This is a genomic window from Actinophytocola sp. KF-1, assembly GCF_054661535.1.
In genome coordinates this window covers 129,135-141,281 of sequence record NZ_BAAFVK010000017.1, presented here as the reverse complement: position 1 = coordinate 141,281, position 12,147 = coordinate 129,135, and the positions used below count along the sequence as shown (strand labels likewise).

Here is a 12,147-nt window from a genome sequence, read left to right as displayed (position 1 = left end):
AACGTGGTTGACCAAATAGTAAACGAGGTTGTCTAAGTTGACAATAGGCCGCGTGACCCCCGGCTACGAGCTGCCCTTGCTGCTGTTCGGCGGCTTCCGCATGCTGATCGACCGGCTGCACGAGGAGCTGGCGCGGCAGGGGCACCCGGACGCGCGGCCCGCGCACGGGTTCGCGCTGCAGGCCGTGGGGCCCGCCGGCACGACGGCGTCGGAGCTGGGCAGGCGGCTCGGGGTGTCGAAGCAGGCGGCGGGCAAGACGGTCGACCGGCTCGTGCGGCTCGGGTACGTCGAGCGGGTGGCGTCCGAGGCCGACGCCCGCGCCAAGGTGGTCCGGTTGACGCCGCTGGGCGTGGACCTGCTGAACCGCTCGGCGGCGATCTTCGACGAGCTGCGGGCGGAGTGGGTGCGGACGCTGGGGTCCGAGCAGGTGGCGGCCGTCGAGGCGGCGCTGCGCGCGGTCGTGCCGCCGGGCCTGCGCGTGGACGCCCTCGGGTGGTTCACGGCCGAGTGAGTTTCGGCTCGCGCGAAAAAGACGAGGGCCGCGCCCGAATTATCCCGCGCGCGGCTGGAGAATATGCGGTTTTTGGGCGCCCGGGTCCGACGAGGGCAATCGACCCGGACGCCTTTTCGCAATCAGAAGAAACGTTCGACGGCAGGCGTCAGTGGCAGTACCACCACGCGCAACAGAGGGAGATTCCGAGGCCAAGACCCACGATGATCATGTATTCCTCCACCTTCGGCGGTTTCTCTCGCAGTTGCGAAAGTGCCTACGACGTTAGCGATCAACACGTCGCGATGTCTTTCCCCGGTCCGGTTGGAGATGGGTAGCCAGGCGTGGCCGAAGTCGCCCCCGTCGCGTACGCGATTCGCGAGAACGGCCTAGCGGCGGGTATCGTTCAGGTGGATTCCGGCCGCTGCCACTTGTCCCGGTACCGCTTTTCTTCCGCTGCGTGCGCGGCCGCGTGGGCCTGCGTGCGCAGCGCGGTGCCGTACCCGGGAGGGAAGCCGTAGCGGACGAGCCGGGCGTCCACGCTCTCGGCGGCGTTGGCGAGCGTGAGCCGCAAGCTGACCAGGACGCCGAGCAGCAGCGCCCCGAGCGCGATGCCCCACCCCCCGTCGAACCGCAGCAGGACGACGAGGACGAGCGCGAACGCCGGCGCGAGCTGGACGAGGGTGCGGAGGAGGACGCGGGGGAGCCAGGTGGGGCAGGTGGCGTCGTGGAGCACCCAGGCGCGGTAGCGAGGCGGGAGCCGGACCCCGTACTGGAACAGCCACCACCGGATGGGGTCTGGCCTGGTCACCCGGCACGCTCAGCAAGAACGTCGACGAGGTCCCCCGCCACCGACAGCACACAGGGCACCAACTCGGCGTCCGGAGCCTCGGAAGCAAGCACCTCCCGCTCGACCACGGCGGCGAGCTCGGTCCCGGCGGCGGCGACAAGGACCACGTCCGACGAAGGCAGCCCCACCACCAACCGCGCGGCACCGGTCGCGGCGGACAGCTGCCGGAAGAAGTCAGGTAAACAAGCAACGGCGGCGACGTGCCGCCCGGACAAGGTCAGCACCCCGTCGTCCCGGGTGTCGACGGACAGCTCCTCGACCACCCGAAGACACGCGTCCGCCATGAGGTCGTCGAACACGGCGTCCCCGAGCTGCGAGTGGCTGACGTGATGAGTGCCGGACGGAGTGACCACGGCAAGGGCGAGGTGCAGCCGCCCACCGGAAACCGGCCAGTGCGGCACGTCGACGAGCTGCGAGGCAACCGGCGAGGACGCACTCCAGAGCACGGGCCGCAACTCAGCCTCGAGCGCGAGCCGGGCAGCAGCGAACGCCTGATCCCACCCGCCAGGCCCAGGTCGAACGAAGTGGTGGGTGGCCGCCACTCCCGGGAACGTCGCGGCGATGAACTCCGCGTCGGCAGGCGTGGGCTCCCACTCGGCGTGCAGCCCCACGACGTGCTTGGCCCGGACTTGGTGCGCCTGCCCCACCGCGTCCCAGGCCTGCCGAACCCCGTCCTCAGCGAGGGTGGGCACCCGCTCGACGAGGTGCCTCTCCTTCCCCCTCCGCAACTGAAACACCACAACATTGGTGCGGGGATCGATGTCCACCGCCTGACTTTACCCGTGCAAACCCCAGGCACGTCACCACATCGCGCCGCGTCTCACATCCCGGCGGCCCGTCCGGCCGAGCGACCTCGCCTCAGCGGACCAACCGGAAGAACCCCCGCAACTCCTCAGCGAACAACCCGGGCTGCTCCCAGGCGGCGAAGTGCCCACCCCGGGACGGCTCACCCCACCACCGGATGTCCGTGTACCGCTTGGCCGCCCACCGCCGCGACGGGCGGGGCATCTCCTTCGGGAAGATCGAGCACCCCGTCGGCACGGCCACCGTGTCGACCGTCGCCTTGCTGAACCACTCGCCGACCTCCCGGAAGCTCTCCCAGTACAGACGCGCCGACGACGTCGCCGTGCGGGTCAGCCAGTACAACGTGATGTCGTCCAGCATCCCGTCGCGCGTCAGCACTGTTTCCGGTGCGCCGCCGCTGTCCGTCCACGACGCGAACTTCTCCACCACCCACGCGCACAACCCCGCCGGTGAGTCGGTCAACGCGTAGCCCACCGTCTGCGGCTTCGTCGTCATCTGCTCCGCGTAGCCGGACTCGTGCGCCTCCGCGTGGCGCAGGTCGGCGAGTGCCGCCTCCTCCGCCGGTGTCAGGTCGTCGAACGTGGCCGGGTCCGGCGCGGCGATCGGCGGCATCACGTGGATCCCCGCCAGCCGGCCGGTGTCCTGCTGGCCCATGCTCGTGGTGATGCTGGTGCCCCAGTCACTTCCCTGCGCCCCGTACCGCTCGTAGCCCAGCCGCGCCATCAGTTCCCGCCACGCCGCCGCGATGCGCCGCACACCCCAGCCCGGCACGGCAGGCCGGTCGCTGAAGCCGTAGCCCGGCAGCGACGGCACCACCACGTGGAACGCGTCCGCCGGGTCGTCGGGTTCGGTCAGCAACGGGATGGCCTTCTCGAACTCCAGCACCGACCCCGGCCAGCCGTGGCTCATGATCAGCGGCAGCGCGTTCTCGTGCGGGGAGCGGACGTGCAGGAAGTGGATGCCCACGCCGTCGATCTCCGTGCGGAACTGCGGTAACGCGTTCAGCCGCCGTTCTGTCGCTCGCCAGTCGTACTCGGTGGCCCAGTACTCGCACAGCTCACGCACGTACGCGAGCGGCACGCCCTGGGACCAGTCGGCGACGGGCTCCTCGTCCGGCCACCTCGTGCGCCGCAGGCGATCGCGCAGGTCGGTCAGTTCTGTCTCGGGGACGTCGATGCGAAACGGGATCACAGCCGTGCTCCGGGTTGCCGTTCGATCATGTCGACCAGCGCGCGCGCCGCCGCGCTGCGCTGGCCTTCGGTGCGCCACGCCATGGCTAATCGGCCCCGGATCGACGGCCGGAGGATCCGCAACGCGTGCAGCTTGTCCGCGTGCTCGCGTGCCGTCGACGCCGGCAGGATCGCCACGCCAAGGCCGCGGGCGGCCAGGTCCGCGATCATCGCCGGGTTCGTCGCTTCCAAGGGGATGCGTGGTTTCACCCCCGCCGCCGTGCACAGTTCGTCCAGCACACCGCGGATGCCGCTGCCCGCGGGCATGGTGATCAGCGTGTGGTCCACCAGCACACCGAGGCCGATCGTGTCCTGTTCGCTCAGCGGCGTGCCGTGGGCCACCGCCGCGACGAGTTCCTCGTCCGCGATCACCGACAACGTAAGGCCCTCCGGGTCCCGTATCCCGAACGCCACCAGCGCCACGTCGAGGGTGCCGTCGCGCACCTGGTCCATCAAGGCGTGCGAGTTGTCCTCCACCAGGCTGATGTCGATGCCCGGGTGGGCGCGGTGGAACCGTTCGAGCAGGGCGGGCATGTCCGGCACGCCGCACGACGTCACCATGCCGAGACGGATCCGGCCGCGCACCAGCCCTGCCATCTGGTCGGCCGCGTCCCGCAGGTCGTCGATGGCGCGCAACACCGCCTGCGCGTGCGGCAGCACGGCAGCGCCCGCGTCGGTGAGGCGGACGGAGCGGCCGGACCGGTCGAGCAGTTCCTGTCCCAGCTCGCGCTCGAGCAGGCGGATCTGCGCGCTCACGCCGGGTTGGGCGACGTGCACGCGTTCCGCCGCACGCGTGAAGCCGCCCGTCTCGACGATCGTGACGAGGTAGCGCAGCTGGCGGATCTCCATAACAACTGATTATACACACGATCGTGTCCAGTGCTTTGACTTATCGAACACCTGCGCGCATGATGGTTGTCATGAAGCAGCTCTTCGCAGGTGAACAGGGGTACGACCAGGAGATCGCCGGGTTCCAGACCGCCGTGCGGCACCGGCCGGAGGTCGTGGTCGCGGCCTCGTCCGCGCGTGACGTCGTCGACGCGGTGGCGCTCGCGCGCGACAAGGGGCTGACGGTGGCCGTGCAGGCGACCGGTCATGGTGCGCGCGTGCCCGCCGACGGGGTGCTGATCACGACCGGGCGCATGGCGGGGGTGCGGATCGACCCGGTGGCGCGGACCGCGTCGGTCGAGGCCGGCGTGCGCTGGTCCGCGGTCATCGAGCAGGCAGCGCGGCACGGGCTCGCGCCGCTTGCCGGGTCGTCGCCGGGCGTCGGTGCCGTCGGGTACACCCTCGGGGGCGGTGTCGGATTACTGGGCCGAACCTATGGTTACGCCGCCGATCACGTCACCGCGCTCGACGTCGTGACCGCGGACGGACGGCAGCGCCACGTGACGCACGAGTCGGAGCCGGACCTGTTCTGGGCGTTGCGCGGCGGGCGGGCGCCGGTCGGTGTCGTGACGGGGATGACGATCGGGCTGGTGCCGGTGCCGGTCGTGTACGGCGGCGGTCTGCACTTCGACGCCGTGCACGCGGAAGACGTGCTCGCGGCGTTCCGTGCGCTGACGGCGGCGGCGCCGGAAACCCTGACCTCGTCCGTCGGCATGGTCGGCCTGCCGCCGGTCGACGCGATCCCCGAACCGTTGCGCGGCAGGCATGTCCTGCACGTCCGGCTCGCGAGCACGGTGCCGATCGACCCGGCCGTGCTGGCGCCGCTGCGGGCGATCGGGCCACTGACCGACCGGGTGGGCGCGGTGGCGGCCGCCGACGTCGGCTCGATCTACGGCGATCCCGACTTCCCGCACGCGTACGTCGGCGACAACGTGCTCCTCGACTCGTTACCCGTGGACGTGCTGGACGCCGTGCGCACGATCGCCGGACCAGGCGCGGACGTGCCCTGCGTCGTCGACATCCGGCAGCTGGGCGGGGCGATGGCGCGACCGCCGTCGGTGCCGAACGCCGTGCCCTTCCGGGAGGCCGCCTACATCCTGCGGGTCCTGTCGCCCGCGGGGGATGTCGCGGCGGCGCGGGAGGTCCACAACCGGGTGTTCGCGGCCGCGGCGCCGTACGTGATCGGGCGGGCGGCGACGTTCGGCTACGGCCCGGTGAGCGGTGACCTGTCGCTGCCGCCGCTGTCCGACCCGGCGACGGCGGCGCGGTTGGCGCAGGTCAAAGCCCAGTTCGATCCGCGAGGCGTGTTTTTGTCGGTGGACGATGCGAACATATGTTCGTGACAGCGGCGACGATCCTCCACGCCGATCTGGACGCGTTCTACGCGTCGGTCGAGCAGCGGGACAACCCCGGCCTGCGCGGTCGTCCGGTGATCGTGGGCGGCGGCGTGGTCCTGGCGGCGAGCTACGAGGCGAAGCGGTTCGGGGTGCGCACCGCCATGGGTGGTGCGCGGGCGTTGCGGTTGTGCCCGCACGCGGTCGTGGTGCCGCCGAGGATGTCGGCCTACTCGGCGGCGAGCAAGGCCGTGTTCGAGGTGTTCCGCGACACGACGCCGCTCGTGGAGGGCCTGTCGATCGACGAGGCCTTCCTGGACGTCGCGGGTCTGCGGAAGATCGCGGGACCGCCGGAGGTGATCGCCGCGCGATTACGCCAGGCGGTGCTGGAACGGGTGGGGCTCCCGATCACCGTCGGTGTCGCACGCACGAAGTTCCTCGCGAAGGTGGCCAGCGGGGTGGCGAAGCCGGACGGGCTGCTCGTCGTGCCGCCTGCCAAGGAGTTGGAGTTCCTGCACCCGTTGCCGGTCGAACGGTTGTGGGGCGTCGGGAAGGTGACGTCGGCGAAGCTGCGCGACCGCGGCATCACCACGGTCGGCCAGGTGGCGAAGCTGAGCGAGTCGACGCTGACCGCGATGCTCGGCAAGGCGTCGGGCAGGCACCTGCACGCGCTGGCCCACAACCAGGACCCCCGGCCGGTGCGGGTGGGCAGGCGCAGGGGATCCATCGGGGCGCAGCGCGCGCTCGGGAGCAGACCACGCCCGGTCGAGGACCTGGAGGCGACGCTCGCGCAGTTGATCGACCGGGTCGCCCGCCGCCTGCGCGCGGCGAAGCGGTCCTGCCGGACGGTGGTGCTGCGCCTGCGATTCGCGGACTTCGCGCGCGCGACGCGATCGCACACGCTGCCCCACCCGACGGTGGACACGGAGGTGCTGCTGATGACCGCGCGCGGCCTGCTGCACGCGGCACTGCCCATGGTGTTCGACCGAGGCTGCACGCTGGTGGGCGTGTCACTGGCCAATCTGGACAATGAGGACGCCGTGCAACTGATGCTGCCCTTCGACGAGGTGACACCGGGCGCACTGGACGCCGCGCTGGACGGCGTCCGAGACCGCTTCGGCACAGCAGCGGTGACCCGGGCCGTCCTGCTGGGCAGAGACCCGGGCCTGTCAGTACCACTACTACCCGACTGACCACCGCGACAACGCACCCGCGACCCGCCGCGCCACACCACCACCGCCCGACGTGCGGCAGTGGTTGTCGAGGAGGACGGGCCGGTCGTGGAGGCGGCGAAGGATCGCAGCTCCCCGTCCGCACCACATCCCGAGCAAGACTGCGGAGCTGGTGGCACGGCGGATCGTGGGATTGCGGTGGCGGCAGGTGCTGGGGCTTGTCCAGATCGCCACCGGTTCGGCCCCCCGACAGTGGTGACCACTGCTACGTGGGCCCGTGCCAACGCACCCCCCGCCGCGCCGCCACCGCCCGGCGTGCGGCAGTGGTTGTCGAGGAGGACGGGCCGGTCGTGGAGGCGGCGAAGGGATCGCAGCTCCCGTCCGCACCACATCCGGAACAAGACGGCGGAGCCGGTGGCACGACGGATCGTGAAGTTGCGGTGGCGGCAGCAGCTGGGGCTTGTCCAGATCACCACCGGTTCGGCAACATCCCGCGACAGCGGCGACCCCCGCTACGTGGGCCCGCGCCAACGCACCCGCGACCCGCCGCGCCGCCACCACCCGGCGTGCGGCCGCGTCGAGGAGGACCGGCCGGTCGCGGAGGCGAGGAAGGATCGCAGCTCCTGTCCGCACCACATCCCGAACAAGACTGCAGAGCTGGTGGCACGACGGATCGTGAAGTTGCGGTGGCGGCAGCAGCTGGGGCTTGTCCAGATCACCACCGGTTCGGCCCCCCGACAGTGGTGACCATCGCTACGTGGGCCCGTGCCAATGCACACGCAACAAGCGCCCAGCCACCGCCGCGACCGCGATCGACGTCCTGCGCCGCGCTCCGACCTGGATCACCGACCACGGCGTCCCCGTCGAACGCGTCCTGTCCGACAACGGCTCCTGCCACGGCTCCCACACGCGACGCGACACCCGCACCGACCGCGCTCCGCCACCACAGGCCAACCACCCATCACACGCCTGACCAGGCGGCGTGACGTTGCTTGCAGGTCTCGCGGTCGAAGGCGGGTGACGGTTGGCGTCCAGGTCGGCCTCGGTGGGAATGCTGTCCCTCTGCCACCGCCGGAACAGCCCGCACGCAGCCCACGGCACACCCCGCCACGGCGACCCGTGCGCACCCGCCACCGGATCCCGTCGACCTGCCGACTGCGCCACAACGGCGGCGGACCGGACCGCGCAGGCTGGGGCAACGCCGGCGCCACCCACACCCAGGCGATCACCGACGTCCGCGCACGCCTGCTCGATCGTGCGCAGCTCCCGTCTCGCCGCCGGAGCCGGATCGGCAGATCAGCGGCGCCGGACAACCCTTGCCCGCTTCCGGTGATCCTCGACGGCCGTCGTCGGGCGTTCGCTCGTCGAGCGGCACCGCGGCGGTGGCCGCCGTCGGCGCCGGTCAGGGCCGGGGAATCGCTCGTCAAGCGGGGAGATCACTTGTGGTGTTTGCTTTACACAGCGATATCGGGAGGTGACTGGATTGCAGGCAGTGGCGGCGGATCTGCGCCTGGACGCCAACGCGGTCGACTACGTTCTGCTGGCGATCTACTTCGCGCTCGTGCTGGGCATCGGGTACATGGCCAGACGACATGTGTCGTCGAGCATCGACTTCTTCCTCTCCGGCCGGTCGCTGCCGGCGTGGGTCACCGGGCTCGCGTTCATCTCGGCGAACCTCGGTGCGATCGAGGTCATGGGCATGTCCGCCAACGGCGCCCAGTACGGCATGCCGACGGCGCACTACTTCTGGATCGGCGCCGTTCCGGCCATGCTGTTCCTCGGTGTCGTGATGATGCCGTTCTACTACGGCTCGAAGGTGCGCAGCGTCCCGGAGTTCATGCTCCGCCGCTTCGGCAAACCCGCGCACCTGGTCAACGGCATCAGCTTCGCCGTGGCGCAGGTGCTGATCGCGGGCGCGAACCTGTTCCTCCTCGCCTCCGTCGTGAACCTGCTGCTCGGCTGGCCGATCTGGGTGTCGGTGATCGTCGCGGCGGCGATCGTGCTCAGCTACACCGCGCTGGGCGGGCTCTCCGCGGCCATCTACAACGAGGTGCTGCAGTTCGTCGTCATCGTCGCCGCTCTGCTGCCGTTGACGATCGTCGGCCTGTACAAGGTCGGTGGCTGGCAGGGGCTCGTCGACAAGGTGTCGGGCGGGCCGGGTGGGCCGGAGCAGCTCGACAGCTGGCCCGGCAACCAGCTGACCGGGTTCACCGACAACTTCCTCTCGGTGCTCGGCCTGGTGTTCGGGCTCGGGTTCGTGCTGTCGTTCGGCTACTGGACGACGAACTTCGTCGAGGTGCAGCGGGCCATGGCGGCCCGGAGCATGTCCGCGGCGCGGCGCACGCCGATCATCGGTGCGTTCCCGAAGATGCTGATCCCGTTCATCGTGATCATCCCGGGCATGGTCGCCGGGGTCGCGGTCACCGAACTGCAGGGCGACAACAAGGCGGCGCTCATGGCCGGGGACGACGCGCCCAGCGGGGCGACGTTCAACCAGGCCTTGCTGCTGCTCATGCGTGACCTGCTGCCCAACGGCATGCTCGGCATCGCGATCGCCGGTCTGCTCGCGTCGTTCATGGCGGGCATGGCGGCCAACCTCAGCTCGTTCAACACGGTCTTCACCTACGACATCTGGCAGACGTACCTGCGCAAGGACCGGCCGGACGGCTATTACCTGACCGTGGGCCGGGTCGTGACGGCGATCGCGACGGTCCTGGCCATCGGCACCGCGTTCATCGCGTCCACCTACGCGAACCTGATGGACTACCTGCAGCAGCTGTTCTCGTTCTTCAACGCGCCGCTGTTCGCCACGTTCATCCTCGGCATGTTCTGGCGCCGCATGACGCCGACCGCGGGCTGGACCGGTCTGGTGGCGGGCACGCTGTCCGCGATCACCGTGTTCGTGCTCACCGAGAGCGGCGTCTGGAACCTGCCGGGGCAGGGTGGCGCGTTCGTCGGCGCGGGTGCGGCGTTCGTGGTCGACATCGCGGTGAGCGTCGCGGTGACCATGGTGACCCAGCCGAAACCGGCGTCCGAGCTGACCGGGCTCGTCTACTCGTTGACGCCGAAGGAGACCCGGACCCACGACGCGACCGGCGAGGACGCGGGCTGGTACCGCAACCCCGGCCTGCTCGCCGGGATCGTCCTGGTCATCACGATCGCGCTGAACATCATCTTCTGAGGGAGGGCCGATGAGTACCCAGACACGCACGTCCGCGTTCGACATCCGGCTGATCATCGCCCTGCTCGCCGGGGTGTACGGGCTGGTGCTGACGTTCCTCGGGCTGTTCGTCACCTCGGACGCGGAGATCGACAAGTCGGCGGGCGTGAACATCAACCTGTGGACCGGTCTCGCGCTGCTGGTCGTAGCGCTCCTGTTCGCGCTGTGGACCCGGCTGCGTCCGCTGCGCGTCCCGGTCCACCACGAGGAGGAGGAAGCGGGCACTCCACAGTAGAGTGCGGCGATGGACGTCGTCGCCAAGGTTTTCGTCGCCCTCGTGGCGCTGATCCACGTGTACATCCTCGTGCTCGAGATGTTCCTGTGGCGTACCCCGAGGGCGCGCAAGGCCTTCGGCACGACGCCGGAGCTGGCCGAGCAGACCGCGGTGCTGGCCGCGAACCAGGGCCTCTACAACGGGTTCCTCGCGGCGGGTCTCGTCTTCGGCATCGTGGCCGGCGGTGCGGTCGGCTTCCCGGTGACCGTGTTCTTCCTGGCGTGCGTGATCGTCGCCGGGATCTACGGCGCGGCCACCGCGAACAAGCGGATCATCGTCGTGCAGGCACTGCCCGCCGCCGTCGCGCTGGTGCTCACGCTCGTCGCACACTGAGTTTTCGGCTGTCGTACGGCGGGTAGCCGTCGGTCATGGGTGCCGAGGAGTACGTACCGGACAAGGCGGACATCGACGAGCTCCGGAAGGCCGTCCACGACTGCCGGGGCTGCGACCTGTACAAGGACGCCACGCAGGCCGTGTTCGGGGAGGGGCCCGCGGACGCGTCGGTGCTGGTGATCGGCGAGGTGCCAGGCGACCAGGAGGACCGGCAGGGTCACCCGTTCGTGGGACCCGCCGGGAAGCTGCTCGACAAGGCGCTCGTCGAGGCGGGCATCGACCGCACGCAGGTGTACGTCACCAACGCGGTCAAGCACTTCAAGTTCAAGCCCGCCGAGCGCGGCAAGCGGCGGATCCACCAGAAGCCGGGCCGCACCGAGGTCGTGGCGTGCCGGCCGTGGCTGCTCGCCGAGCTGGACTCGGTGCGTCCCGACCTGGTGGTGTTCCTCGGCGCGACCGCGGCGCAGTCGTTGCTGGGCACCACGTTCAAGGTGACCCAGCAGCGCGGTGAGGTGCTGGCGATCCCGGACCGGCCGGAGCGCGCGGTCGCCACCGTGCACCCGTCGTCGGTGCTGCGGTCCGACGACCGGGAGGCGGCGTACCGGGACCTGGTGGCAGATCTCCGGGCCGCCGCCTCGGTCCTCAGTGGACGTCAGCGCACGAGGTAGCGCCGCACGCGGCGCGGACCGGGCAGCGCCAGCCTGCGGATCAGGTAGGTGAGCAGCGCGCCGATGACGAGCCACACGATCGCGGCGAGGCCGTCGTTGAGGAACGTGCGCAGCTTCAGGTTGTCCGGCACGAACAGGTCACGCAGGCCGAGCGACACGGCACTGGACCAGTCGTTGATCATCGCGGCGAACCCGTTGCCCTGGTTCGCCTCACCGATGACCAGCACGATGTGCACGGCCAGCACAACGGCGAAGATCGCGCACACGACGTTGATGATCGTGTTCACGATGGTGACAGTGCGCCTGCGCGAGTGGTCGGCGTCGGCGATCTCCTCCTCGGCCACCGGCTCCGCGACGGGCGGCGGTGGTCCCTCAGCAGGGTTGAGATCGAGGCGAGTTCTGTCCGGATCCACTGGGTAATTCATGGGATTGACCTCTCGTCGGTCCCCGATGACAGCAACCACCATTGAGCTACCCAGCCCCACCGCCCCCGAAACACGGACGAAGTTGTCCACAGCGGGGGCAGTTGTCCACAGCTCGCGGCAAACCCCGAAAAATGTCGGTGGGTACCGGTAGACTGGCATGGCGGGTGGCCCCCGGGATCGGGTGGGGGTTGCCATCGCGCGCGCGAGCGGTGTGAGCCGACCCCAGGACGCCGCCCCCGGCATGAGGAATCCCGAGCCCGGAATGAGGATGCCGATCCCGGCATTCCGGGCGCTGCGCGCCCGGCCCCGCGAAGCGGGGCGAAGCCCCCATCAACCCCGTGAGGGGTGCCTGCCATCCCGTCGACCTGGCGAAGCCCGATCGCACCGGGTCAAGGGGGCCCGAAGCCCGACGCAACCCCGTGCCCACGCTGCCGGGCCCCCTTGACGCGGTGTGATAGCC

13 protein-coding genes are annotated in these 12,147 nt (G+C 70.3%); 8 read left to right on the top strand and 5 right to left on the bottom strand.

What is annotated here, in order from left to right; genetic code table 11:
- Positions 1-100 precede the first annotated feature (100 nt).
- Positions 101-511, top strand: a complete 411-nt coding sequence (locus tag ACYQ77_RS39455) for a MarR family winged helix-turn-helix transcriptional regulator (RefSeq protein WP_459721680.1) — start codon at positions 101-103, stop codon at positions 509-511.
- Between the two features lie 385 nt (positions 512-896).
- Here ACYQ77_RS39455 and ACYQ77_RS39450 read toward each other — a convergent pair whose 3' ends face one another.
- From ACYQ77_RS39450 to ACYQ77_RS39435, 4 genes are all read right to left on the bottom strand, one after another.
- Positions 897-1,301: a DUF5313 family protein gene (locus tag ACYQ77_RS39450; protein ID WP_459721537.1), complete on the bottom strand. Its 405-nt coding sequence runs from the start codon at positions 1,299-1,301 to the stop codon at positions 897-899.
- On the bottom strand, positions 1,298-2,032 hold the full coding sequence (locus ACYQ77_RS39445; RefSeq protein WP_459721534.1) for a hypothetical protein: 735 nt from the start codon (positions 2,030-2,032) through the stop codon (positions 1,298-1,300). The genes ACYQ77_RS39450 and ACYQ77_RS39445 overlap by 4 nt, the downstream gene beginning before the upstream one ends.
- A gap of 166 nt (positions 2,033-2,198) precedes the next feature.
- Complete coding sequence (locus tag ACYQ77_RS39440) at positions 2,199-3,335, bottom strand: epoxide hydrolase family protein (RefSeq protein ID WP_459721531.1); 1,137 nt, start codon at positions 3,333-3,335, stop codon at positions 2,199-2,201.
- Positions 3,332-4,222, bottom strand: coding sequence for a LysR family transcriptional regulator (locus ACYQ77_RS39435; RefSeq protein ID WP_459721529.1), 891 nt, complete (start codon positions 4,220-4,222; stop codon positions 3,332-3,334). Before ACYQ77_RS39435 ends, ACYQ77_RS39440 begins: the two co-directional genes overlap by 4 nt.
- Before the next feature lie 71 nt (positions 4,223-4,293).
- On the opposite strand from ACYQ77_RS39435, the gene ACYQ77_RS39430 reads away from it, so the two are divergent.
- The 7 genes from ACYQ77_RS39430 to ACYQ77_RS39400 all read left to right on the top strand — a co-directional run bounded on the left by ACYQ77_RS39430 (position 4,294) and on the right by ACYQ77_RS39400 (position 11,262).
- The gene (locus ACYQ77_RS39430; RefSeq protein ID WP_459721526.1) at positions 4,294-5,604 is read left to right on the top strand and encodes an FAD-binding oxidoreductase; all 1,311 of its coding nucleotides are present in this window, start codon (positions 4,294-4,296) and stop codon (positions 5,602-5,604) included.
- Positions 5,595-6,788, top strand: coding sequence for a DNA polymerase IV (gene dinB / locus ACYQ77_RS39425; protein ID WP_459721522.1), 1,194 nt, complete (start codon positions 5,595-5,597; stop codon positions 6,786-6,788). Before ACYQ77_RS39430 ends, dinB begins: the two co-directional genes overlap by 10 nt.
- A 393-nt stretch (positions 6,789-7,181) precedes the next feature.
- On the top strand, positions 7,182-7,514 hold the full coding sequence (locus ACYQ77_RS39420) for a hypothetical protein (RefSeq protein ID WP_459721519.1): 333 nt from the start codon (positions 7,182-7,184) through the stop codon (positions 7,512-7,514).
- Between the two features lie 745 nt (positions 7,515-8,259).
- Complete coding sequence (locus ACYQ77_RS39415) at positions 8,260-9,948, top strand: sodium:solute symporter family protein (protein WP_459721517.1); 1,689 nt, start codon at positions 8,260-8,262, stop codon at positions 9,946-9,948.
- Between the two features lie 10 nt (positions 9,949-9,958).
- Positions 9,959-10,222: a hypothetical protein gene (locus ACYQ77_RS39410; protein WP_459721515.1), complete on the top strand. Its 264-nt coding sequence runs from the start codon at positions 9,959-9,961 to the stop codon at positions 10,220-10,222.
- Between the two features lie 9 nt (positions 10,223-10,231).
- Positions 10,232-10,594: a DUF1304 domain-containing protein gene (locus ACYQ77_RS39405; protein WP_459721513.1), complete on the top strand. Its 363-nt coding sequence runs from the start codon at positions 10,232-10,234 to the stop codon at positions 10,592-10,594.
- A gap of 35 nt (positions 10,595-10,629) precedes the next feature.
- Positions 10,630-11,262 (top strand): UdgX family uracil-DNA binding protein, encoded by a 633-nt coding sequence (locus tag ACYQ77_RS39400; RefSeq protein WP_459721510.1) that lies wholly within the window; start codon positions 10,630-10,632, stop codon positions 11,260-11,262.
- Here the strand turns inward: ACYQ77_RS39400 and ACYQ77_RS39395 are convergent.
- Positions 11,247-11,687, bottom strand: a complete 441-nt coding sequence (locus ACYQ77_RS39395; RefSeq protein WP_459721507.1) for a hypothetical protein — start codon at positions 11,685-11,687, stop codon at positions 11,247-11,249. The two genes, ACYQ77_RS39400 and ACYQ77_RS39395, sit on opposite strands and share 16 nt — an antisense overlap.
- Positions 11,688-12,147: the final 460 nt, after the last annotated feature.

Bases quoted from the DNA above. Each gene is read 5' to 3' on its own strand.
- ACYQ77_RS39455 (WP_459721680.1), top strand. From the start codon at position 101: ATGCTGATCGACCGGCTGCACGAGGAGCTGGCGCGGCAGGGGCACCCG.
- ACYQ77_RS39435 (WP_459721529.1), bottom strand. From the start codon at position 4,222: ATGGAGATCCGCCAGCTGCGCTACCTCGTCACGATCGTCGAGACGGGC.
- ACYQ77_RS39430 (WP_459721526.1), top strand. From the start codon at position 4,294: ATGAAGCAGCTCTTCGCAGGTGAACAGGGGTACGACCAGGAGATCGCC.
- dinB (WP_459721522.1), top strand. From the start codon at position 5,595: ATGTTCGTGACAGCGGCGACGATCCTCCACGCCGATCTGGACGCGTTC.
- ACYQ77_RS39410 (WP_459721515.1), top strand. From the start codon at position 9,959: ATGAGTACCCAGACACGCACGTCCGCGTTCGACATCCGGCTGATCATC.
- ACYQ77_RS39405 (WP_459721513.1), top strand. From the start codon at position 10,232: ATGGACGTCGTCGCCAAGGTTTTCGTCGCCCTCGTGGCGCTGATCCAC.
- ACYQ77_RS39400 (WP_459721510.1), top strand. From the start codon at position 10,630: ATGGGTGCCGAGGAGTACGTACCGGACAAGGCGGACATCGACGAGCTC.
- ACYQ77_RS39395 (WP_459721507.1), bottom strand. From the start codon at position 11,687: ATGAATTACCCAGTGGATCCGGACAGAACTCGCCTCGATCTCAACCCT.